19 protein-coding genes are annotated in these 23,792 nt (G+C 60.4%); 13 read left to right on the forward strand and 6 right to left on the reverse strand.

Annotated features, from left to right (window positions below):
• The first annotated feature begins 216 nt into the window (after window positions 1-216).
• The 6 genes from recC (at window position 217) to yfiB (ending at window position 11,929) form a co-directional block, all read left to right on the forward strand.
• Window positions 217-3,669: an exodeoxyribonuclease V subunit gamma gene (gene recC, locus ACWKV5_RS29275; protein ID WP_483844100.1), complete on the forward strand. Its 3,453-nt coding sequence runs from the start codon at window positions 217-219 to the stop codon at window positions 3,667-3,669.
• A complete protein-coding gene (recB, locus tag ACWKV5_RS29280) occupies window positions 3,666-7,355 on the forward strand; it encodes an exodeoxyribonuclease V subunit beta (RefSeq protein ID WP_483844101.1) in 3,690 nt (1,229 codons plus the stop codon). Before recC ends, recB begins: the two co-directional genes overlap by 4 nt.
• The gene (gene recD / locus ACWKV5_RS29285; protein ID WP_483844102.1) at window positions 7,352-9,460 is read left to right on the forward strand and encodes an exodeoxyribonuclease V subunit alpha; all 2,109 of its coding nucleotides are present in this window, start codon (window positions 7,352-7,354) and stop codon (window positions 9,458-9,460) included. The genes recB and recD overlap by 4 nt, the downstream gene beginning before the upstream one ends.
• 119 nt (window positions 9,461-9,579) lie before the next feature.
• A complete protein-coding gene (gene yfiR, locus ACWKV5_RS29290) occupies window positions 9,580-10,155 on the forward strand; it encodes a regulatory sequestration protein YfiR (RefSeq protein ID WP_483844103.1) in 576 nt (191 codons plus the stop codon).
• Window positions 10,152-11,420 carry a diguanylate cyclase DgcN/YfiN gene (gene dgcN, locus ACWKV5_RS29295; RefSeq protein WP_483844104.1) on the forward strand — a complete coding sequence of 423 codons (1,269 nt, stop codon included), beginning with the start codon at window positions 10,152-10,154 and terminating at the stop codon, window positions 11,418-11,420. The genes yfiR and dgcN overlap by 4 nt, the downstream gene beginning before the upstream one ends.
• Window positions 11,421-11,434: 14 nt before the next feature.
• Window positions 11,435-11,929, forward strand: a complete 495-nt coding sequence (gene yfiB, locus ACWKV5_RS29300) for an outer membrane lipoprotein YfiB (RefSeq protein WP_483844117.1) — start codon at window positions 11,435-11,437, stop codon at window positions 11,927-11,929.
• On the opposite strand, the gene ACWKV5_RS29305 is transcribed toward yfiB, so the two are convergent.
• Window positions 11,926-12,873 carry a LysR family transcriptional regulator gene (locus ACWKV5_RS29305; RefSeq protein ID WP_483844105.1) on the reverse strand — a complete coding sequence of 316 codons (948 nt, stop codon included), beginning with the start codon at window positions 12,871-12,873 and terminating at the stop codon, window positions 11,926-11,928. The two genes, yfiB and ACWKV5_RS29305, sit on opposite strands and share 4 nt — an antisense overlap.
• Window positions 12,874-13,036: 163 nt before the next feature.
• Between ACWKV5_RS29305 and mmsA the strand changes: the two genes are divergently transcribed.
• Window positions 13,037-14,563: a CoA-acylating methylmalonate-semialdehyde dehydrogenase gene (mmsA, locus tag ACWKV5_RS29310; protein WP_483844106.1), complete on the forward strand. Its 1,527-nt coding sequence runs from the start codon at window positions 13,037-13,039 to the stop codon at window positions 14,561-14,563.
• 10 nt (window positions 14,564-14,573) lie between these two features.
• The gene (gene mmsB, locus ACWKV5_RS29315) at window positions 14,574-15,461 is read left to right on the forward strand and encodes a 3-hydroxyisobutyrate dehydrogenase (protein ID WP_483844107.1); all 888 of its coding nucleotides are present in this window, start codon (window positions 14,574-14,576) and stop codon (window positions 15,459-15,461) included.
• Window positions 15,462-15,562: 101 nt separating this feature from the next.
• On the opposite strand, the gene ACWKV5_RS29320 is transcribed toward mmsB, so the two are convergent.
• From ACWKV5_RS29320 to ACWKV5_RS29335, 4 genes are all read right to left on the reverse strand, one after another.
• The gene (locus tag ACWKV5_RS29320) at window positions 15,563-15,907 is read right to left on the reverse strand and encodes a cupin domain-containing protein (protein WP_007946320.1); all 345 of its coding nucleotides are present in this window, start codon (window positions 15,905-15,907) and stop codon (window positions 15,563-15,565) included.
• 107 nt (window positions 15,908-16,014) lie between these two features.
• Complete coding sequence (locus ACWKV5_RS29325) at window positions 16,015-16,386, reverse strand: MerR family transcriptional regulator (protein WP_483844108.1); 372 nt, start codon at window positions 16,384-16,386, stop codon at window positions 16,015-16,017.
• 48 nt (window positions 16,387-16,434) lie between these two features.
• A complete protein-coding gene (locus ACWKV5_RS29330) occupies window positions 16,435-17,010 on the reverse strand; it encodes an NAD(P)H-dependent oxidoreductase (protein ID WP_483844109.1) in 576 nt (191 codons plus the stop codon).
• Between the two features lie 45 nt (window positions 17,011-17,055).
• On the reverse strand, window positions 17,056-17,940 hold the full coding sequence (locus tag ACWKV5_RS29335; RefSeq protein ID WP_483844110.1) for a LysR substrate-binding domain-containing protein: 885 nt from the start codon (window positions 17,938-17,940) through the stop codon (window positions 17,056-17,058).
• 223 nt (window positions 17,941-18,163) lie between these two features.
• Between ACWKV5_RS29335 and ACWKV5_RS29340 the strand changes: the two genes are divergently transcribed.
• Window positions 18,164-18,928 carry a sulfite exporter TauE/SafE family protein gene (locus tag ACWKV5_RS29340; RefSeq protein ID WP_483844111.1) on the forward strand — a complete coding sequence of 255 codons (765 nt, stop codon included), beginning with the start codon at window positions 18,164-18,166 and terminating at the stop codon, window positions 18,926-18,928.
• On the opposite strand, the gene ACWKV5_RS29345 is transcribed toward ACWKV5_RS29340, so the two are convergent.
• Complete coding sequence (locus tag ACWKV5_RS29345; RefSeq protein WP_483844112.1) at window positions 18,918-19,232, reverse strand: putative quinol monooxygenase; 315 nt, start codon at window positions 19,230-19,232, stop codon at window positions 18,918-18,920. The genes ACWKV5_RS29340 and ACWKV5_RS29345 overlap by 11 nt on opposite strands.
• 161 nt (window positions 19,233-19,393) lie before the next feature.
• Here ACWKV5_RS29345 and mdaB point away from each other — a divergent pair, with 161 nt between their 5' ends.
• The 4 genes from mdaB to ACWKV5_RS29365 all read left to right on the forward strand — a co-directional run bounded on the left by mdaB (window position 19,394) and on the right by ACWKV5_RS29365 (window position 23,608).
• On the forward strand, window positions 19,394-19,984 hold the full coding sequence (mdaB, locus tag ACWKV5_RS29350) for an NADPH:quinone oxidoreductase MdaB (RefSeq protein WP_483844113.1): 591 nt from the start codon (window positions 19,394-19,396) through the stop codon (window positions 19,982-19,984).
• Between the two features lie 57 nt (window positions 19,985-20,041).
• Window positions 20,042-20,953 carry a LysR substrate-binding domain-containing protein gene (locus ACWKV5_RS29355; RefSeq protein ID WP_483844114.1) on the forward strand — a complete coding sequence of 304 codons (912 nt, stop codon included), beginning with the start codon at window positions 20,042-20,044 and terminating at the stop codon, window positions 20,951-20,953.
• A gap of 103 nt (window positions 20,954-21,056) precedes the next feature.
• Window positions 21,057-21,950 (forward strand): NAD-dependent epimerase/dehydratase family protein, encoded by an 894-nt coding sequence (locus ACWKV5_RS29360; RefSeq protein WP_483844115.1) that lies wholly within the window; start codon window positions 21,057-21,059, stop codon window positions 21,948-21,950.
• 212 nt (window positions 21,951-22,162) lie between these two features.
• Window positions 22,163-23,608, forward strand: a complete 1,446-nt coding sequence (locus tag ACWKV5_RS29365; protein WP_483844116.1) for a SulP family inorganic anion transporter — start codon at window positions 22,163-22,165, stop codon at window positions 23,606-23,608.
• Window positions 23,609-23,792: the final 184 nt, after the last annotated feature.

The raw sequence follows: 23,792 nt of genomic DNA on the forward strand, positions 1-23,792 counted from the left end.
ACGATGCATCGCCGATGGTAGTGTGGGGTTTCCCCATGTGAGAGTAGGTCATCGTCAAGATTAAATTCCGAAACCCCTATCTGCGTATGCAGGTAGGGGTTTTGTTTTGCCCGCAGGAAAGTTCGTACAGCATTACCGGACAGCTCCCGGCTGTCACAGTCTCCCGACAATGCTAAGGTTCGGCCCTAGCGTTTGTATTTTCCCAAGGAAGCCTTTATGCCGGACGCCACGTCCCTCAACGCTGCTTTTATGGTGGTTCAAAGCAACAGTCTGAATGAACTGCGCAGCCTGGTGATCAGCGTAATGCGGCGTTATCCGCTGGCTCCCCTGGAAAATGAAATCGCCCTGGTGCAGAGCAATGGCATCGCGCAGTGGCTCAAGCTGGCCCTGGCCGAAGATCCAGAAGAGGATGACATGGGCGGCTGCGGTATTGCCGCCGCCATCGACGTGCAGTTACCCGGCAGCTTCATGTGGCAGCTTTATCGCATGGTCCTTGGACGGGATGAGATCCCGGTCAAATCGTTGCTCGATAAAGCCCCCCTGACCTGGCGTCTGATGCGCCTCCTCCCGCAACTGATCAACCAACCGCACTTTGAGCCTCTGCAGCGCTTCCTGACCCACGACACCGATTTGCGTAAGCGCTACCAGTTAGCTGAGCGACTCGCAGACTTGTTCGACCAATATCAGGTCTACCGTGCCGACTGGCTCGAAGACTGGGCAGATGGTCGTCACCAATTGCGCAACGGCAGAGGCGAAGCCAAGCCACTGGCCCCGGCCAACTGCTGGCAGGCCGAATTATGGCGAGCGCTGTTGCTCGATGTGGGTGAGGAAGGCATGGCGCAAAGCCGTGCCGGTGTTCATCAGCGGTTTATCGAACGCATCAACAGCCTCGACGTCGCCCCCAGCGGTTTACCTTCACGGGTGATCGTTTTCGGGATTTCTTCGCTGCCCGCTCAAGCCCTCGAAGCGCTCGCCGGACTGGCTCGTTTCAGTCAGGTTCTGCTGTGTGTGCATAACCCGTGTCGTTACCATTGGGCCGACATCGTCGCCGATAAAGACCTGTTGCGGCATCAATACAAGCGCCAGGCCCGCAAGAGTGGCATGCCCGTTGTGCTCGACCCGCAAACGCTCCACCAGCATGCTCATCCGCTACTGGCTGCCTGGGGTAAACAGGGACGGGACTACATCAATCTGCTCGACAGCTATGACGATCCCAACAGCTACAGCTCGGCATTTCGTGATGGGCGCATCGACCTGTTCAGCGACAATCAGCCAAAGAACATGCTCAATCAATTGCAGGACGACATTCTCGAGTTACGCCCACTGAGCGAAACACGGGAATGCTGGCCCGCCGTCGATCTTGAGCAAGATGAGTCGATCCGTTTTCACATCGCCCATAGCGCCCAGCGTGAAGTAGAGATCCTGCATGATCAGCTCCTGGCACGCTTCAGTGCTGATCCGGACCTAAGGCCTCGCGACATCATTGTGATGGTTCCGGACATCGACAGTTACGCACCGCATATCCGCGCTGTATTCGGTCAACTTGAACGCCACGACCCTCGTTTCATTCCCTTCACGCTCGCGGATCAGGGCCAGCGTGGTCGCGATCCCCTGCTGATTGCGATCGAACACCTGCTCAAACTTCCCGACAGTCGATTTCCGGTCAGCGAGATTCTCGACCTGCTGGACGTTCCAGCATTACGTGCCCGCTTCGGCGTCGAGGAGCGTGACCTGCCAACGCTGCACCGCTGGATCGAAGGTGCGGGCATTCGTTGGGGCATGAATGCCGAGCAACGTGCGGGTCTGGGGCTGCCTGAGGCGCTGGAGCAAAACAGTTGGCGATTCGGCCTGCGCCGGATGCTGCTGGGTTATGCCGTGGGCAGTGCCATTGCGTGCGAAGGTATCGAGCCTTACGACGAAATTGGCGGTCTGGATGCCGCGCTCATCGGGCCTTTGGTGGCCCTGCTGGATGCGTTGGAGATCGCCCATCAGGAACTGACTCAACCGGCACCGCCCAAGCAATGGGGCGTGCGCTTGCAAGCATTGGTGCAGTTGTTCTTCCTGGCCAGCAATGAGCACGACGATTACTTGCTCGCCCAACTCGAAGAGTTGCGCGAAACCTGGCTCGACACCTGTGAATCCGTCGGTTTGCACGACGATTTGCCGCTGACCGTGGTTCGGGAAGCGTGGCTGGCCGGACTGGATCAGGGCCGCCTGTCCCAGCGCTTTCTAGCCGGTGCCGTTAACTTCTGCACCTTGATGCCGATGCGGGCGATTCCGTTCAAACGAGTCTGTCTACTGGGCATGAACGACGGCGACTATCCTCGCGCGCAACCGCCGCTGGATTTCGATCTGATGGGCAGCGACTATCGCCCCGGAGATCGCTCCCGCCGTGAAGATGACCGTTATCTCCTGTTGGAGGCGCTGCTGTCGGCACGTGATCAGCTCTACATCAGCTGGGTGGGCCGAAGCATCCGGGACAACAGCGAACGTCCGGCCTCGGTGTTGATTGGCCAATTGCGTGACCATCTCGCCAGCGGCTGGCGACTGCAGGATGAGGACAAGGACCTGCTGGAGGCCATGACTCAGGAACATCCATTGCAGCCCTTCAGCGCTCGTTACTTCCATGAGGGTGACGCGCTGTTCAGCTACGCCAATGAATGGCAGGTACTTCATCAAATCACCCATCAGGTGGCTGAAGGCGAAGTACTTGCGCCTTACATACAAGAGGAGCCGCTGAGCCTCGGTCAATTGCAGGACTTCCTGCGCAATCCCGTGCGACATTTTTTCAGCCAGCGGCTCAAGGTGTTCTTCGAGGCGGCTGAAGTGCCCTTGGCCGATGAAGAACCCTTTGTCCTCGATGCGCTGCAACGCTACAGCCTTAGTGACAGTTTGCTTGCGGCGGCGTTGGGACAGATCGATCACGTCGATCAGGCACTGGAAGGCCAGGCCAAACGGCTGCAAAACAGTGGGCTGCTGCCCATGGCCGGATTCGGCGAATGCCTACAGCGTGAATTGATCGAACCGCTTCCGGATCTGCTGCAGCGTTATCAACAGCTCCTGGCGTTATGGCCGACACCGCTGGCCAGCGCTCTGCCAGTAAATCTTGAGTTGGGAGGACTGCGCCTCGAAGGTTGGCTCAGTGGTCTGCACCAGCGTGCAGACGGCGGCTTGCTATCGGTCACCACTATTCCCAACAGCATTGGCTCAATCAAAAACCGCAAATGGCACCGGTTGACGCGGCCTTGGGTCAATCATCTGGTCGCTTGTGCCAGTGGCATTCCGATGACCACCGCACTGGTGGCCAGCGACGATAGCCTGCTGCTGGAGCCGCTGGAGAAGGGCGCCGCGCTGAAAACACTGGGACATCTTCTGGAGGCCTGGCAGGCGGGCATGCGTCAACCCCTGCCGGTTGCAGTAAAAACCGCCTTCGCCTGGCTGGGCCAGACCGATCCGCTGAAAGCCGAAGCCGCTGCCCGCAAAGCCTATGAAGGCGATGGCCAGACCACTGACGGAGAGCGCCGCGAAAGCCCTGCGCTCACTCGACAGTTTGCTGACTTTGACGCGCTGCTCGCCGACGAAACGTTCCCCGACTGGTGCGACGCCTTGTACAAACCGATGCTTGAAGCCCCGTGGCGTTCACTGACCAGCGAGGAGGCGCGTTCATGACCACAAAAACACCTCTTGCGCTGGCCTTCCCACTGCGCGGCAGCCAACTCATCGAAGCCAGCGCCGGGACCGGCAAGACTTTCACCATTTCCGCGCTCTATCTGCGCCTTGTCCTCGGTCACGGCAGTGACGAGAGTGGTTTCGGGCGTGAACTGTTGCCGCCGCAAATCCTCGTCGTGACCTTCACCGATGCCGCCACCAAAGAGCTGCGTGAACGTATCCGTACACGTCTGGCGGAGGCCGCGCGATTCTTCCGTGATGAGACCCCGGCACCGGATGGCCTCATTGCCGAACTGCGTGATCAGTACCTCCCCGAACAGTGGTCCGGTTGCGCAAACCGTCTGGACATCGCCGCGCAATGGATGGATGAGGCGGCCGTCTCGACCATCCATAGTTGGTGTCAACGCATGCTGCGCGAACATGCGTTCGACAGCGGCAGCCTGTTTACCCAGACCCTGGAAACCGATCACAGCGATTTGCTGGGCGAAGTCCTGCGTGATTACTGGCGGCTGTTCTGTTACCCGATGCAAGGCGATGCACTGAACTGGGTCCGCAGCAATTGGGGTGGACCGGCAGCGTTGTTGCCGCGTGTGCGCGGTCTGTTCGCCAGTGAACGCGACAGTGTTGAAGGAAAAGAGCCGGCCGAACTGATCAGCGAATGTTTGCAGGAACGACGAAGCGCGTTGCTCGAACTCAAGATGCCGTGGCGCCAATGGGCGGACGAGCTACTGGTGATCTGTCACCAGGGTGTTGCGAGCAAGAGCGTCGACGGTCGAAAGATGCAGGCACGCTACTTCGAGCCCTGGTTCGAAAAAATCAAAGCCTGGGCCGAAGATGAAGCGCTTGAGCAACTGGACATCGGCACCGGTTTCACTCGTCTGACACCGGATGGCATGGCCGAAGCCTGGAAGGGTGAAGTACCCCGGCATCCTGGATTGGACGCAATGCCGGGCCTCAAGGCCAGCCTCGACGGACTGCCAACTCCCGACGCCGCCGTTCTGCAACACGCCGCCCACTGGGTGGGAACGCGGTTCGAAGAAGAAAAGCGTCGCCGCGCCGAGATGGGCTTCGATGACATGCTGCTGCGTCTGGATGCCGCTTTGCAGTCCGAGGGCGGCGAGCGTCTGGCGACCTTGATCCGAGAGCAGTTCCCGGTCGCGTTGATCGACGAATTCCAGGACACCGATCCGGTGCAATACCGGATCTTCGAAAGCATCTATCGCATCGAAGACAACAATCCCGAGTGCGGCCTGTTCCTGATCGGTGACCCAAAGCAGGCGATCTACGCGTTCCGTGGTGCCGACATTTACACCTACCTGCGCGCCCGTCAGGCCACGACCGGTCGACTGCATACGCTGGGCACCAACTTCCGCTCCAGCCATGGCATGGTCAGTGCAGTTAACCATGTATTCGAGCGCGCCGAGTCTCGTGAGTCGGGACGCGGCGCGTTTCTGTTTCGAGAAAAGAATGGCGACAACCCGGTGCCGTTCCTACCGGTGGAGTCCCAAGGGCGTAAAGAGGTTCTGCACGTAGAGGGCCAAGTGGTCCCGTCCCTGAACATCTGGCATTTGTCCGCAGAACAACCGCTGTCCGGCGCGGTGTATCGGCAACAATTGGCCGCTGCCTGCGCCAGTGAAATCAGCGCATTGCTCAATGGTGGGCAACAAGGGCGGGCAGGTTTCATTGCGGACGGAAAGGATTTCAGAGGCCTGCTGCCAGCGGATATCGCGATCCTTGTCCGCGACGGCAAAGAGGCTCAAGCGGTGCGCGGCGAACTGTCGGCTCGAGGTGTGCGCAGCGTCTATCTGTCGGACAAGGACTCGGTGTTCGCTGCACAAGAAGCTCACGACGTGCTGACCTGGCTCAAGGCCTGCGCCGAGCCCGACGTCGAGCGACCATTGCGAGCGGCGTTGGCCTGCATCACGCTTAATCTGTCGCTGGCTGAACTGGAGCGATTGAATCAGGACGAACTCGCCTGGGAAGCACGGGTCATGCAATTCCGCGGCTATCGCGAGCTCTGGCGCAAGCAAGGTGTGCTGCCAATGCTGCGACGTTTGCTGCATGACTTCCAGCTCCCGCAGGCATTGATCGCGCGCAGCGATGGCGAACGAGTCCTGACTAACCTGCTGCACCTGTCCGAATTGCTGCAGCAGGCCGCGGCCGAACTCGATGGCGAGCAGGCGCTGATCCGTCACTTGTCCGAGCATCTGGCGTTGTCCGGCCAGGCTGGCGAAGAACAGATCCTGCGCCTGGAAAGCGACGAGCAACTGGTCAAGGTCGTGACCATTCACAAGTCCAAGGGCCTTGAATACCCCTTGGTGTTCCTGCCCTTCATCTGTTCGGCGAAACCGGTGGATGGCAGTCGTTTGCCGTTGCATTACCACGACGAAAACGGCAAGGCTCAGGTGAGTTTGAAGCCGACTGCCGAGTTGATTGCCCTGGCTGACGATGAGCGTCTGGCCGAGGACCTGCGCTTGCTGTATGTCGCCCTGACTCGTGCGCAACATGCGTGCTGGCTCGGTGTGACTGATCTCAAGCGCGGCAATAACAACAGTTCGGTGCTGCACTTGTCGGCGTTGGGTTACCTGTTGGGTGGTGGTTTGCCGTTGGCCGAGTCGGCAGGCCTGAAGCGCTGGCTGGAAGACTTGCAGCAGGACTGCCCGGCGCTGACTTACGCTGAAATGCCGCCAGCCACCGCCGAGCTTTACCATCCGCCGCAAAACCAGGCGAGCTTGCTTGCGCTGCGCGTGCCGAAACGCAAGGCCAGTGAAAACTGGTGGATCGCCTCGTACAGCGCCTTGCGCATTGGTGACAGCATGAGCGTGGGCAGTGACGAAGCCCCGGAGAGCCCGCAAGCGCAAAAGCTCTTCGACGACGAACGCCTCGACCCGCAAGCGCCCCGAGAAGTGGCGGCCGGTGGCGGTGATATCCATCGATTCCCCCGAGGCCCCAACCCCGGTACTTTTCTTCATGGTTTGCTGGAATGGGCCGGCGACGAAGGTTTTACCGCCAACCCACAAGCGGTCGAAGACGCGATTGCCCGACGCTGCAACCGTCGTGGGTGGGAAGGCTGGATCACCACGCTGAGTGATTGGCTGCAGCATTTGCTCAAGTCCCCGCTGCACATCGGCAGAGGGCAGGCCCCGGTGATTTTCGAGCAACTGACCCAGTACCGCGTCGAGATGGAATTCTGGTTCGCCAGCCATAAAGTCGACGTGCTGAAACTGGATGAACTGGTGCGCCAGCACACCCACAACGGCGTTGCCCGAGTGGCCGCCGAACCGGTCTTGCTCAACGGCATGTTCAAGGGTTTTATCGACCTCACCTTCGAGCACGAGGGTCGCTATTACGTCGCCGACTACAAATCCAACTGGCTGGGCGTTGATGACGCGGCTTACACCGAACAGGCCATGGAACAGTCGATTCTCGATAACCGCTATGATCTGCAATACGTGCTGTACCTGTTGGCCTTGCATCGACAGCTCAAGGCGCGGCTGGTCGATTACGATTACGACCGGCATGTCGGCGGTGCGCTGTACCTGTTTCTGCGCGGTACGCGTGCTGCCAGCCAAGGCGTGTACTTCGCCCGTCCACCCAAAGAACTGATCGAGCGACTGGACCGAATGTTCCAGGGCAAGCCAGAACCCAAGGCCGAACCCGCGTGGGAACAGGGAGTACTGCTATGAGCCGCACTTTTGCCGATTTGCTGCCGACCCCCTTGGCGGCGGAAAGCCTGGCGGATCTCGAGCCATTGAACCGTGCCGATGACTTGCTGCTGTTGCTGACGCGCTGGGTTGAACGGGGCTGGTTGCGTGCGCTGGACAAGGCCTTCGTCGCCTTCCTCCACGAACTTGCGCCTGACGATGATCCGTTGGTGCTGCTCGCGGCCGCGTTGTCCAGTCACCAACTGGGCCACGGCCATGTGTGTCTGGACCTGTTCGAGACCCTGAAAGAACCGGATTTCGCCCTGTCGCTGCCCCCTGAAGGTGATGTCCACAGTGGCGCGATGTTATTGCCGTCGCAATTGCTTGAAGCACTGGACGGTGCCCATTGGTGCAAAGTGCTGGCCTCCAGCAGTCTGGTGGCGCTGGCTGCAGACGGGCGTGAAACGGCGCAATCACGGCCCTTGGTTTTATCGGGTAAGCGCCTGTACCTGCGCCGCTACTGGGCGTACGAAAGACGCATCGACGATGCCCTGCGCCTGCGCTTGGCAGAACACGAATCGACGCCGGATGATTTATCCCAACGCCTGACCGGGTTGTTCGGTCCCGCCAAAACCGGTGAAGTGATCGACTGGCAGAAACTTGCCTGTGCCCTGGCGACCCGCAGTGCCTTCAGCATCGTCACCGGCGGCCCGGGCACCGGCAAGACCACCACGGTCGTGCGCTTGCTGGCATTGCTCCAGGCGCCTGCAGTCGAAGCCGGCAAACCGCTGCGCATCCGACTGGCCGCACCCACCGGCAAAGCGGCGGCCCGGCTCACGGAGTCGATCAGCCAACAAGTCCGCACCCTGCAAGTCGCCGAATCGGTTCGCGGGCAAATCCCGTCGGACGTCACCACCGTTCACCGCTTGCTGGGCAGTCGGCCCGGTACGCGACACTTCCGTCATCACGCCGGCAATCGCTTGCCGCTGGATGTGCTGGTGGTGGACGAAGCGTCGATGATCGACCTGGAAATGATGGCCAATCTGCTGGATGCAATGCCGGCCCACGCGCGACTGGTGTTGTTGGGGGACAAGGATCAACTGGCCTCGGTGGAGGCTGGTGCCGTGCTGGGCGATCTGTGTCGGGATGCCGAGGCGGGTTGGTACAGCCCGCAGACTCGCCAGTGGCTGGAAGCGGTCAGTGGTGAAAACCTCGAGGACAGTGGTTTGCAGGCCGACACCCAAGGCACTCATCCGCTAGCCCAACAAGTGGTGATGCTGCGCCACTCGCGCCGGTTCGGCGAGGGCAGCGGCATTGGTCAACTGGCGCGTTGGGTCAATCAGCAGCACCCCGAACACGCCCGCAAACTGTTGGCCGCACGAAGTCACGACGATGTGTTTTCCCTGCCGCTCAAGGGGGAGCAGGACCGGGCCCTGGAGCGATTGTTGCTTGAAGGGCATGGCGAAGGGCCGCAAGGCTATCGCCACTATTTGAGTCTTCTGCGCAGTCAGCGGCCAGGGCTCGACAGCCCGCTCGACGATCCACGCTGGACCGAATGGGCGCGTCAGGTGTTGCAAGCCTTCGACGCTTTCCAATTGTTGTGCGCCGTGCGCAAGGGACCCTGGGGTGTTGAAGGTTTGAACCAGCGAGTGACCGCCGCGTTGCTCAAGGCCCGATTGATCGACAGCGATCAGCAGTGGTACGAAGGTCGACCGGTGTTGATGACCCGTAACGACTATGGCCTGGGGTTGATGAACGGTGACATCGGCATCGCCCTCAAACTGCCGGAGCGTGATGGACCCGATGCAGGCAAGCAGGTGCTGCGCGTGGCGTTTCCACGAAATGATGGTCAGGGCGGCGTGCGGTTCGTGCTGCCGAGCCGGCTCAATGATGTCGAGACTGTCTACGCCATGACCGTGCACAAATCCCAAGGCTCGGAATTTGCCCATACCGCGCTGATCCTGCCGGACGCCCTCAACCCTGTGCTCACCAAGGAACTGATCTACACCGGGATCACTCGGGCCAAGCATTGGTTCACCTTGATCGAGCCTCGCGCCGGTGTATTTGAAGAAGCCGTGCGGCGCAAGGTCAAGCGCTTGAGCGGGTTGATGCTGGAGCTGGAAGAAAGGGTTACACCGAGCGATTGAGGCGCGAGTTTCCGGCGCCAAAAAACCGTCCGAAGCGCCGTAGTACGCGGCCTCGCGGGTGTTTCATCGCTATGCTATCGTGGCGAAATTATTTCGCTACGATCGAAGAGAATCACTGCATGAAGGTGGCTGCCTGGACGACAGGACGCGTCATTGGCGGCAAGCAAGTGTTGCTCGCTGGCGTGCTCTGCTGGCTGTCCGGCAGCGTTTTTGCGCAGTCGCAAACGCCGGCGAGCATGGCTGACCAGCGTGCCCAATCGGTCACTCAAGTGGTGCTCGGCATTCTCAGTTACGCCCGCTGGCCGGTTGAGCCCGCGCAACTGCGTTTGTGCGTGGTCGGCCCCACTGAATACACCGACGATCTGGTCAAAGGCACCACCCAGGCCACCGGCCGGCCTGTCACTGTACGGCGCCTGCTGGCTGACAACCCGTCGATTGTCGGTGAATGCGATGCGGTGTACATCGGCAAACTGACCGGTGATGAACGCAGTCGACTGTTCGCCTCATTGATGGGACGCCCGGTGCTGAGCATCAGTGAAAGCGATGATCAATGCACCGTCGGCAGCCTGTTCTGCCTGCGGGTCGGCGATGAGCAGGTATCCTTCGAGGTCAACCTCGACTCCGTCGCCCGCAGTGGCGTGCGCATTCACCCCAGTGTGTTGCAGTTGTCCCGCCGCAAGCCGGCGGCCTCATGAGTCTGTTCAAAACTGGTACTCGGCCGACCTTGCGGTCAGTTATCGGTCGTGGGCATCTGATCGTCGCGCTGGTCGCCGTGGCCATGGCCAGCGTGTCACTGACCTTGCTTGGCGTCCTCGCGTTGCGGGTCTACGCCGACCACAACCTGCACCTGATTGCGCGCTCGATCGATTACACCGTCGAAGCGGCGGTGGTGTTCAACGACAAAGCCGCCGCCACTGAAGCGCTGGCCATGATCGCGTCCACCGAGGAAGTCGCCGACGCCCAGGTGCTGGACGCCAAAGGGCGGTTACTGGCGCGCTGGCAGCGTTCGGAAAACGGTTTGTTCTCCGATCTTGAATTGCAGATCGCCAAGATCTTTCTGGAAAAACCCATCGACATGCCGATTGTTCATCAGGGCCAGGAGATCGGCAGCATTCAGCTCACCGGACACGGCGGCAGCCTGATGCGCTTTCTGCTTAGCGGTCTGGCGGGCATTATCCTGTGTACCGCGATCAGTGCTTGGGTCGCGCTCTATCTGGCGCGGCGCCAACTTCGCGGGATCACCGGTCCGCTGCAGAGCCTCGCCGCCGTGGCTCACGCCGCTCGCAGCGAGCGTGCGTTCGACCGTCGCGTGCCGCCCGCCGACATCGCCGAACTGGACAATCTGGGCAACGACTTCAATGCCTTGCTCGATGAGCTCGAATCCTGGCAGACCCACCTGCAAAGCGAAAACGAAACCCTGGCGCACCAGGCCAGCCATGACAGCCTGACCGGTTTGCCGAACCGCGCGTTTTTCGAAGGCCGGTTGATTCGTGCGTTGCGCAACGCCAATAAGCTCAACGAACGATTGGCTGTACTGTTTCTCGACAGTGACCGCTTCAAGGAGATCAACGACAACTTTGGTCATGCGGCCGGTGATGCGGTGCTTGTGGCGGTCGCGACCCGTGTGCGCGCACAACTTCGCGAAGAGGACCTGGTGGCGCGTCTGGGCGGTGACGAGTTTGCCGTGCTGCTGTCACCGCTGCACAAAACCGCAGATGCCGAGCGGATTGCCGACAAGATCCTCGCCAGCATGGAAGCGCCGATTCCGTTGCCGGGCGGTACTCATGTGTTGACCTCCCTCAGTATCGGCATCGCGGTGTACCCCGATCATGGCGTCACACCAGGCACTTTGCTCCACGCCGCCGACGCTGCCATGTACCAAGCCAAACGCGTCTCTCGTGGCGCGCAGCACACGGCAGGATCGGAACATCCTGTCATCCATGCTCAAACCAGGAGCTGATTGTTTTGTTCTCGATGACCCCGCGTTCCCTGCGATTTTTCGCGATCACCCTGTTCATGGCCTTGCTGGCATTGACCGGGTGCCAGACAGCACCGCAAAAGGGCCTGACTCCAGCGCAGATCGCCGTGCTTAAACAGCAAGGTTTCGAACTGACCGAAGAAGGCTGGGCGTTTGGCCTGTCCGGCAAAGTCCTGTTTGGCAGTGACGACGACAGCCTGAATCCGGCCAGTACCGAAATCGTCGAGCGCATCGGCAAATCATTACTCGGCGTTGGCATCGAGCGTGTGCGGGTTGACGGCCACACCGATGCCTCCGGCAAAGAGGCATACAACCAACAACTGTCCCTGCGCCGTGCGAAAAGTGTCGGCAAGGTGCTGACCACAGTCGGCATGCAAGAACAGAACATCCAGATGCGCGGTTTAGGCAGCAGCGAGCCGGTGGCGTCCAACACCACCACGACGGGCCGCACCGAGAACCGCCGGGTGTCGATCGTGGTGAGCGCCGATTAATCGGCGAACAACATCTCGCGCGTTTCACCCATCAGCAGAGCCTGATTCTGTTCAGTGACCGAACGGATGTAATCCCACAACAGGGTGATCCGCTTGAGCTTCCTCAAGTCCTCGCGGCAGTACATCCAGAACTGTCGAGTGATGTTGATCTCCTGCGGCAACACCGGCAGCAACCGTGGATCCTGAGCCGCCAGGAAGCACGGCAGAATCGCCAGCGACCGCCCCTGCTGCGCCGCCACGAATTGCGCGATCACGCTGGTGCTGCGCAAATTGGCACTGGCACCGGGCAATACGTTCGCCAGGTACAACAGCTCTGAGCTGAACGCCAGATCGTCGACATAACTGATGAATGAATGCTTGCCCAAGTCTGCCGGGCGGCGGATCGGTGGGTGTTTGTCCAGATAGTCCTGGGTCGCGTACAGCTGCAAGCGGTAGTCGCAGAGTTTGCAGCACACATACGGCCCGTGTTCCGGGCGCTCCAGGGCGATGACGATGTCCGCTTCGCGCTTGGACAGGCTGATGAAGTGCGGCAGCGGCAGGATGTCGACGGAAATAGCCGGGTAAGCGTCGACGAAGTGACTCAGTTGCGGCGTGATGAAAAAGCTGCCGAAGCCTTCGGTGCAGCCCATGCGCACATGCCCGGATAACGCCACCCCGGACCCTGAAACCTGCTCGCACGCCATGTGCAGCGTGCTTTCAATCGACTCGGCATAACCGAGCAATCGCTGACCCTCGGCGGTCAGGACAAAGCCGCTGGTCCGGGATTTCTCGAACAACAAGGTCCCTAATGCTGCTTCCAGCGAACTGATGCGCCGCGACACGGTGGTGTAGTCCACCGCCAGGCGCTTGGCCGCGGTGCTGGCCTTGCGGGTGCGGGCGACTTCGAGGAAAAACTTGAGGTCGTCCCAGTTCAGCGAGCCTAAAGACGTGATGTTTTTTTGCATGATGGACCGGCTTTTATGTGCGTTCTTATTAGAAGTTTGCACATCTATACTCCAAAAACAGCTGCACAACCAATTCGCGGCACACGCCTCATCTCAAGGCGACTTTCTCGCCTTGGCTCCCAAGATAGCTCTAACTATAAAAAGCAAACATCCGGAGACCCACATGAACGCTTCGCTCACGCCAAACGAAACCACTGTCCAAACGGTAAAGCTGTTGATCGACGGTCAGTGGGTCGAATCCAAGACCACTGAATGGCACGACATCGTCAACCCGGCGACCCAGCAAGTACTGGCCAAGGTGCCGTTTGCGACCACCGAAGAAGTCGACGCCGCGATCAGCGCGGCCCATCGCGCCTTCCAGACCTGGAAGCTGACGCCGATCGGCGCGCGGATGCGCATCATGCTCAAGCTCCAGGCGCTGATTCGTGAACACTCCAAACGCATCGCCGTGGTCCTGAGCGCCGAACAAGGCAAAACCATCGCCGACGCTGAAGGTGACATTTTCCGTGGCCTGGAAGTGGTCGAGCACGCGTGCTCCATCGGCAGCCTGCAAATGGGTGAATTCGCCGAGAACGTCGCTGGCGGTGTCGACACCTACACTCTGCGTCAGCCAATCGGCGTGTGCGCCGGCATCACCCCGTTCAACTTCCCGGCAATGATTCCGCTGTGGATGTTCCCGATGGCCATCGCCTGCGGCAACACCTTCGTGCTCAAACCGTCCGAACAGGACCCGATGTCGACCATGCTCCTGGTGGAACTGGCGATCGAGGCCGGCGTTCCGGCGGGCGTGCTTAACGTCGTGCATGGCGGCAAGGACGTGGTGGACGCGCTCTGCACGCACAAAGACATCAAGGCTGTGTCCTTCGTCGGTTCGACCGCCGTCGGTACTCACGTCTACGACCTGGCCGGCAAGCACGGCAAGCGCGTGCAATCGATGATGGGCGCGAAGAACCACGCGGTGGTGCTGCCGGACGCCAATCGCGAGCAAGCGCTGAATGCCCTGGTCGGTGCCGGTTTCGGTGCGGCGGGTCAACGCTGCATGGCCACCTCCGTGGTGGTGTTGGTCGGCGCAGCCAAACAATGGTTGCCGGACCTGAAAGCGCTGGCGCAGAAACTGACCGTGAATGCCGGCAGCGAGCCGGGCACCGACGTCGGCCCGGTGATCTCGAAAAAAGCCAAGCAGCGCATTCTCGATCTGATCGAAAGCGGCATCAAGGAAGGCGCCAAACTGGAACTGGACGGTCGCGAGATCACGGTTCCAGGTTACGAGAAGGGCAACTTTGTCGGCCCGACCTTGTTCTCCGGCGTGACCACCGACATGCAGATCTACACCCAGGAAATCTTCGGCCCGGTGCTGGTGGTGCTGGAAGTGAATACGCTCGACGAGGCCATTGCCCTGGTCAACGCCAATCCGTTCGGCAACGGTACGGGCCTGTTCACCCAGAGCGGTGCGGCGGCACGTAAATTCCAGAACGAAATCGACGTCGGCCAGGTCGGCATCAACATTCCGATTCCGGTGCCGGTCCCGTTCTTCAGCTTCACCGGTTCGCGCGGTTCCAAGCTCGGCGACCTCGGTCCGTATGGCAAGCAAGTGGTGCAGTTCTACACTCAGACCAAGACCGTCACCAGCCGCTGGTTTGATGACGACAGCGTCAACGACGGTGTGAACACCACCATCAACTTGCGATAAGGAGCCGGACATGAAAATCGCTTTTATCGGTCTCGGCAACATGGGCGCCCCGATGGCGCGCAACCTGATCAAGGCCGGCCACGCGCTGCGTCTGGTCGACCTGAACAAAACCGTGCTGGCGGAGCTGGAGCAACTGGGCGGCAGCATCAGCCCTACCGCCCGTGAAGCGGCGCAAGGTGCGGAGCTGGTGATCACCATGCTGCCGGCCGCTGTGCATGTGCGTAGCGTCTGGCTGGGTGAAGACGGCGTTCTCGCCGGCATCGGCCAAGGCGTGCCGGCCGTGGATTGCAGCACCATTGATCCACAGACCGCCCGCGATGTGGCAGCCGCAGCCGCCAAGCAAGGCGTGGCCATGGCCGATGCACCGGTTTCCGGCGGCACCGGTGGCGCTGCGGCCGGGACGCTGACCTTCATGGTCGGCGCCACCCCGGAACTGTTTGCCACCCTGCAACCGGTGTTGGCGCAGATGGGTCGCAACATCGTCCATTGCGGTGAAGTCGGCACCGGGCAAATCGCCAAGATCTGCAACAACCTGCTGCTGGCGATTTCCATGGTCGGCGTCAGCGAAGCCATGGCGCTGGGTGATGCCCTGGGGATCGACACCTGCGTGCTCGCCGGGATCATCAACAGTTCCACCGGGCGGTGCTGGAGTTCGGAGATGTACAACCCATGGCCGGGCATTGTCGAAACGGCGCCGGCCTCGCGCGGTTATACCGGTGGTTTCGGTGCCGAACTGATGCTCAAGGATTTGGGGCTGGCCACGGAAGCTGCCCGTCAGGCGCACCAACCGGTGGTGCTCGGCGCGGTGGCCCAGCAGTTGTATCAGGCGATGAGCCAGCGTGGGGAAGGTGGGAAAGACTTCTCGGCGATCATCAATAGCTACCGTAAACCCCAGTAATTTTTGGGGCCGTCGAGCTCCCTCGCCACATGTATGAATTTCCGCTCCTCAAAGCGTATTTACCGGGAGATCACGTCGGGTGATCCCCCGGTTTTTTTGCATCAGGCAAACACGAAATACTTGCGCACGGTTTCAACCACTTCCCACGTGCCTTTCATCCCCGGCTCAATGACGAAAATATCACCGGCGCGCAGATGGATCGGCTCTTTGCCTTCCGGGGTGATGATGCAGTAGCCCTCGCGGAAATCGCAGTATTCCCACTTCACATATTCGACGTACCACTTGCCCGGCGTGCAGATCCAGGTGCCCATGATCTTGCTGCCGTCTTCGCTGGTGTAGGCGTTGAGGTTGACGGTGTGCGGGTCACCTTCGAGTTTTTCCCATTTGCAGGCGTCAAGCACCGGCAGTGGATGAGTATCGCGAAGGACGGTAATCGGTGCGGTCATGATGACTCCGGGCAGTGGCTTGAAGAACTGAAGTGGCACCCTATAGCCCCCCTGCACCGGTCAGTTGTCTGAACTCGACATCCAGGTGTCCAGAAGCGCGCAACACCTCAAAGACTTTCCAATGGGCAATCGGCCCTGGACTGTTCGAGGCTGGCTTCGAACTCGATCAATTGGGCGTGCTGGCGCGACAGCACGGTCATTCGCTCGCTGATCTCGCGCTTCTTGGCATCAATGGCCTGATGCGCCAGTTCCCACGGCATTGCCTGACCCTGATGGCCGGCGAAGATCGCCTGCAATTCCTTGAGCCTGAAACCCAGTTGCTGGGCGCACTTTATGAAAATCAGCAGGTCGACACTTTGCTGGTCATAGACGCGGTATTTCCCCAGGCGCTTAGCCTCAGGCAGCAAGCCGATCGACTCGTAATGGCGGATGCTCTTGATCGTGGTGCCGGAGCGTTGCGCGGCTTGGCCGATGTACATGAAAAGTCCTTTTTTACCGGGGTACAGCCCCGCGCATTATCGGCAGACTCAGCGGCTGGCGATAGCCTGGGCTTGCAGCAGCCAGGCTGCACGCTGATCAGCGCTGGCGCCGAGAATCGGGCCGAACGTGAGCGTGCGCCTGGGTTTGATGCCGCAGAAGGCGAGGGTGGTTTTGCGGACCTGATGCAGCCCGGGCATGCGGTACACCCAACGGTAATACCAGGGCGGCGTGTCCATGGTCACCAATAAATGCGCGCTGCGACCGCGCAACAATTTGTCGGGAAAGGCTTTGCCCTCACGGTACTTGAAAGCGAAACCGGGCAGGAACACCCGATCAAAAAAGCCCTTGAGCAAGGCTGGAATCCCGCCCCACCAGATCGGATATACCAGCGTCAGATGCTCGGCCCACAAGATGTCGGCCTGCGCCTGACGCAAGTCGGCCTCCAGAGGTTGAACCTGTTGATAGCCTTCGCGCAGCACCGGATCGAAGTCCATCCTGCCGAGAAACAACTGGCGGACTTCATGCCCGGCGCGCAACGCCGATTGTGCGTAGCGCTCGGCGAGTGCCGCGCAGAAGCTGTTGCTGGAAGGATGACCGAGAATCACCAGAATTCGCTTGCCCATCGCCTCTGTCCTTGAAGATCAAACCTCAAGGGTAAAGTCTGCCCCTCAGGGGAGAGTCAAGGCGTGCAGCAGGGCTCTGGCATAACCGGGCAGCGTGGCAAAGTCCCTGGCGCAGAGCAGGAGTTTGCGTTGGGCCCAGGGTTCTTGCAGCGCGATGCTCTTGAAAGGCGGCTCGCCGGTCCAGCGCTCGACGGCTGCGAGCGGCACGATTGCCAACCCTGCGCCGCGGGCGACCATGCGCATGACGCCATCAAAACCGTCGGCGCGGATGCGGATTTTCAGGCGAACACCTACGTGCAGCGCCTGTTCTTCGAGGTACACCGCCAAGGCGCTGCTGGCGTTCAGGCCGACATAATCGTGGTGCAAGGTGTCGCTGAAACTAAGGCATTCGGTGTCGGCCAGGAGGTGGTCGCGGGGCAGGATCAATACCAGCGGATCGTCGCGGAAAGCGCGGGTCTGCAGATCATCGGTGTCCACGGCGTCGGACACGATGCCCAGGTCTGCAGCACCTTGGCGCAACGCGTGGGTGATGCGTGCGCTGGGCAATTCCTGAAGGTCGATGTCGAGGTTCGGATGCTCGTGCAGGAAGTCGGCGAGCAATTCCGGCAGGTACTCGGTGATTACCGTGGTGTTGCACAGCAACCGGACCTGACCTTTGACGCCCTTGGCGTATTCCGCCAGGTCCTGTTGCATGCGTTCGGCTTGTTGCAGCAGGGATCGGGCGTGTTGTGCCAGGGCTTTGCCGGCCGGCGTGGGCGTGACGCCGCGACGGCCTCGCTGCAGAAACTCAATGCCCAGCGAAGCCTCCATGGCACGGATTCTCGCGCTCGCCGCCGCCAGGGACAAATGACTGCGCGCGGCGCCGGCGGTGATGTTGCCGCTGTCGAGGATGTTCAGGTAGAGGCGCAGGTCGGTCAGGTCGAAGTGCATCGGCAACCTCTGGATGTGTGTTGTCTGGGCGGGCCTCTTCGCGAGCAGGCTCGCTCCCACAGGTGAGCGAGTTCTCATTGGAGAAATGCGATTCACTGTGGGAGCGAGCCTGCTCGCGAAGGCGTCGTTCGAAGCGACGAAACTTTCAGCCTCTTGCTCAGCAAAAGGCATCCTCAGTATATGGCAGATTTTCACGCGACTAATTCGGGCTCAGGATAGCCCCATGAATACACTCGCCGCGTTCTATCAAAACCTCGGGCTGGCCCTGTCTTTACTGGTCATCGCCACCTTCCTCCTGGCCGGCATGATCAAAGGCATCATCGGGCTCGGCTTGCCAACCATCGCCATGGGCCTGCTCGGTCTGGCTATGGCACCGTCGCAGGCTGCTGCACTGCTGATCATTCCCGCAACGCTCACCAATGTCTGGCAACTGGCATTCGGCGGGCACCTGCGCGGGTTGAACAAGCGTCTATGGCCGATGCTGTTGGCGATCTTCATCGGCACAGGCGCCGGCACGTTGTGGATCGGCATGGCCGGCGGGCATTGGGTGGTGCGGGCATTGGGCGCGGCGTTGTTGCTCTATGCGCTGAGCGGTTTGTTCCTGCCGACTCTGCGCGTTGGCAGTCGCAGCGAGCGCTGGCTCGGTCCGCTGTGCGGCATGCTGACAGGCGTCATCACCTCGGCCACCGGGGTCTTCGTGATTCCGGCGGTGCCTTATCTGCAAGCGCTCGGTTTGAGCAAGGACGAACTGGTGCAGGCGTTGGGCTTGTCGTTCACCGTTTCGACCTTGGCGCTGGCGGCCGGCCTGTGGTGGCGCGACGCCTTGGGCGGGGGCGAATTGAGCGCGTCGTTGCTGGTGCTGATCCCCGCAGTGCTCGGCATGTGGCTGGGCCAATGGCTGCGTCAGCGGATCAGCGCGGTGCTGTTCAAGCGAGTGTTCTTCATCGGCCTCGGCGTGCTCGGCGGCCATTTGCTGATCAGCGGGTAGCGGACGACGGGCTGAGCATGTCGATGGCGCGGATCTCGAAATCCCGTTCCAGGAATTCATCGCGCTGCTCAAGGAACTGCTTCATGTGCGGCAGGTTCGAGTGCACGTCCAGATGAGCCTGGGATTGCCAGATCTCGTAAAAGATAAACAGCGTCGGGTCCTGTTTGTCGCGAAGCATGTGGTACTCGATGCAGCCGGGTTCGGCGCGGCTGGCGTCTACATAACCGCTGAAAAACGCTTCGAAGGCGTCGGATTTTTCCGGGCGGGTCTTGGCGTGCAGGATGAAGCCTTGCATTTCACTCATCAGAAATCCCCTCAAGTTAAGAATCGGCGCAAGTCTATGGCAACAATCGCCTATAGATTCGTGCGTATTGGTCAAAAGGGTTTTGTGTATTCGAGGCTTATTCCGCGCGAGCCGCGCCGCTAACCTGCCGCCATCCGATTTCTGACCTTTCGAGATTCCCCATGAAAAAAGTCCTGTTGCTCAATGGCGGTAAACAATTCGCCCACTCCGATGGCCGCTACAACACCACCCTGCATGAAACGGCGCTGAGTGTGCTGGATCGCGGCGGCGTGGACGTGAAAGCCACCTTCATCGACGAGGGCTACGACGTCGCCGAAGAAGTCGCCAAATTTCTCTGGGCCGACGTGATCATTTATCAAATGCCGGGCTGGTGGATGGGCGCGCCGTGGACCGTGAAAAAGTACATCGACGAAGTCTTCACCGAAGGCCATGGCAGCCTCTACGCCAGTGATGGCCGCACCCGTTCCGATGCATCTCAGAAATACGGCAGCGGCGGTTTGGTGCAGGGCAAGCAGTACATGCTGTCGTTGACCTGGAACGCGCCTCAACAAGCGTTCGATGACCCGAGCGATTTCTTTGAAGGCAAAGGCGTGGACGCGGTGTACTTCCCGTTCCACAAGGCCAATGAGTTCCTCGGCATGACCGGCTTGCCAACCTTCCTGAGCGTCGACGTGATGAAACGCCCGAACATCGAAGCCGATGTCGCGCGCTATGAGCAGCATTTGACCGAGGTGTTTGGCCTCAAGGCTTGAGGTTCCTTTTGCCCCGCATCCAGCTACTATCAAGCCAGTTTTGAATGAGGGGCCTTTGTGAAAGCCAGATCCGATGAATTGCAGATTTTCGTCTGCGTGATTGAATGCGGGTCGATTTCCGCTGCCGCCGAACAGGTCGGGCAAACGCCTTCGGCGGTCAGCCGCACACTGTCGCGGCTGGAGGCCAAACTCGATACCACGCTGATCAATCGCACCACACGGCGCATGGACCTGACCGAAGAGGGCAAGTACTTCTTCGAGCACGCCAAGCGGATTCTCGATCAGATGGACGAGCTCGAAGAGCGCCTCAATTCCCGCCAGCAAACCCCGTCCGGGCGGCTGCGGATCAATGCCGCGTCACCGTTCATGCTGCATGCCATCGTGCCGTACATCGACGAATTCCGCAGGCTTTACCCGGACATCCAGCTGGAACTCAACAGCAACGATCTGATTATCGATCTGCTGGAGCAAAGCACCGACATCGCCATCCGCATCGGCACGCTCGCGGACTCGACCTTGCATGCCCGCTCGCTGGGGTGCAGTCCGCTGCACATCGTCGCCAGCCCGGCCTATATCGAGCAACACGGTGCGCCGCAGGCAGTGGCGGATTTAAGTGAGCACGCGTTGCTGGGGTTTACCCAGAACGAAGGCCTCAACCAGTGGCCGTTACGTTATGTACACGGTGATCGCTGGCCGATCGAGGCATCGATCAGTGCCTCCAGCGGCGAGACGATCCGGCACCTCGCGCTGGAAGGGCAGGGCATTGCCTGCCTGTCGCATTACATGACGATCGAGGACATTCGCGCCGGCCGTTTGCAGGTGCTGCTGGCGGACTTCAACAGCGGCTATCGCCAGCCGATCAACGCGGTGTACTACCGCAACTCGCAACTGGCCCTGCGCATTCAGTGCTTCCTGGACTTCATTCAGGGCAAGTTGGCGGTGTATGCAAACTCGGATTTCAAAGGCTGATTCGTGATCCCTGCGCAAGAGTGAATTGGGTCAGAGGGGATTTTTCGTCAGTGATCACTCCTCGATACTCGTCGCATCACTTATTCACGCAGGGAGTTTCTCCATGAACGTATTCGTCACCGGCGCTGCCGGTTTCATCGGCGGCTCCATCGCCACCGGTCTGATCCGCGCGGGCCACAAGGTCACCGGCCTGGTGCGCAGCGAAGCCCAAGCCAATGAACTGAGCGCGCTGGGCATCACCCCGGTGATCGGCACGCTGGCCGACAGCGCATTGCTTGCCGAACAGGCGCGTGCGGCCGACGCTGTGATCAATGCCGCCAGCAGCGACCATCGCGGCGCGGTGCAAGCCTTGCTCGACGCCTTGCGCGGCTCCCACAAAGTATTCCTGCACACCAGCGGTTCGAGCATCGTCGGCGATGCATCCGGTGGTAAGTCCAGCGACGTCATCTACTTCGAAGACACACTGCCGGAACCGACCGTCGACAAGGCCGCCCGCGTGGCCATCGACAACCTGATCCTCGCCGCCGCGAATGACGGCGTGAACTCGGCGGTGATCTGCAACACGCTGATCTATGGCCACAGCCTGGGCGTCAATCGCGACAGCGTGCAATTGCCGCGCTTGCTCAAACAGGCGCGTAAAAGTGGCGTGGTCCGGCATGTCGGCCCGGGGCAGAACATCTGGTCCAACGTGCACATCGAAGACGTGGTGTCCCTGTACCTGTTGGCACTGACCAAAAACGTACCGGGCACGTTCTATTTCGTTGAAAGCGGTGAGGCGTCGTTCATCGACATGACCACTGCGATTGCCCAAGCGCTGGAACTGGGCGCGCCGCAAGACTGGCCGCTGAAAGACGCCGAAGCCGAGTGGGGGTATGAAATGGCCAACTATGGTTTGGGGTCAAACAGCCGGGTGCGTGGGAAAAAGGCGCGCGAACTGCTGGGCTGGGTGCCGAAGCGGGTGTCGGTGATTGAGTGGATTCGGGACGAGATGGTGTGAGTCCGCTTTAGACCGCGTCGCTGCCTTCGCGAGCAGGCTCGCTCCCACAAGGGATCTGCACAGGACACAGATTTTGTGTTCGACGCAGCTCCCTTGTGGGAGCGAGCCTGCTCGCGAAGGCATTTCTGAAGCCGCATAAACTGGCCGGGCCATCCGCAATTCCGTAACATCCGCGCACTTTCTTCTCGTCACTCCCTGCGTGCGATCCTCCCATGAAACCAAAACGTCTACGCGCCGATGTCCTGGCCGGGCTCACGACCTCTTTCGCCTTGCTGCCCGAATGCATCGCCTTCGCGCTGGTGGCCCACCTCAATCCGCTGATGGGGCTTTACGGGGCGTTCATCATTTGCACCCTGACCGCGCTGTTCGGCGGCCGGCCGGGCATGGTGTCGGGTGCGGCCGGTTCGATGGCGGTGGTGATCGTCGCGCTGGTGGTGCAGCACGGCGTGCAGTATCTGCTCGCGACCGTGCTGCTCGGCGGGTTGATCATGCTGGCGTTCGGCTTGCTGAAACTGGGCAAACTGGTGCGCATGGTCCCGCACCCGGTGATGCTCGGTTTCGTCAACGGCCTGGCGATCATCATTGCCCTGGCGCAGTTGGAACATTTCAAAAGTGGTGACACCTGGCTCAGTGGTACGCCGCTGTACATGATGACGGGGCTGGTGGCCGTGACCATGGCCATCGTTTACCTGCTGCCGCGCCTCACGCGCACCGTGCCGCCGGCATTGGTGGCGATTCTGGGCGTGGGGCTGGCGGTGTATCTGCTGGGCTTGCCGACCCGGACGCTGGGCGACATGGCGCACATCGCCGGTGGCTTGCCGACCTTTGCGCTGCCAGACATTCCCTGGACGCTGGACACCCTGCGCATCATCGCGCCCTACGCGATTTTGATGGCGCTGGTCGGCCTGCTGGAAACCCTGTTGACCTTGAACCTGACCGACGAAATCACCGAAAGCCGTGGCTTCCCGGATCGCGAGTGCGTGGCGTTGGGCGCGGCCAACATGGTCTCTGGCGTATTCGGTGGCATGGGCGGTTGCGCGATGATTGGCCAGACCGTGATCAACCTCAGTTCCGGCGGTCGCGGTCGACTGTCCGGGGTGGTCGCCGGGGTGCTGATTCTGCTGTTCATCCTGTTTCTGTCGCCACTGATTGAGCGCATCCCGCTGGCGGCACTGGTTGGGGTGATGTTTGTGGTGTCACAGCAAACGTTCGCCTGGGCCTCGTTGCGGGTGGTAAACAAAGTACCGTTGAACGACGTGTTGGTGATCATCGCGGTGACGGTGATTACCGTGTTCACCGATCTGGCCACCGCCGTGTTGTGCGGGATCATCATCGCCGCGCTCAACTTTGCCTGGCAGCAGGCCCGGCAGCTTTACGCCGACAGTCATCTGGAAAACGACGGCAGCAAACTCTACCGGGTGCATGGCACGCTGTTCTTTGCCTCGACCACACCCTTCCTCAATCAATTCGACCCGGCCAATGATCCTGCCCACGTCACGCTGGATTGCCGGCATTTGAGCTTCGTCGATTACTCGGCCATCTCAGCGCTGGATACGTTGCGCGAGCGCTACACCAAGGCCGGCAAGCACCTGCGCGTGCTGCACCTGTCGGAGCGCTGCAAGAAACTGCTGAAACGCGCCCGCGTCAGTCACGACTGAGATTGTCCCGGCAGGCGTGATGTAAATCCGCCTGCCTCATTTTCATAATCCACGACCGTGCATACCTGTTAGCGACATCTCGTACCCCTATACGAAAATAACTTTCACCTCGTTTGAAAATCACCTCTCGAAATGTTTTAAGAGTTTCACAATCCATTCGACGTGACCCTTTCGAGGAGTACCG

It is taken from the genome of Pseudomonas oplopanacis, assembly GCF_057128725.1.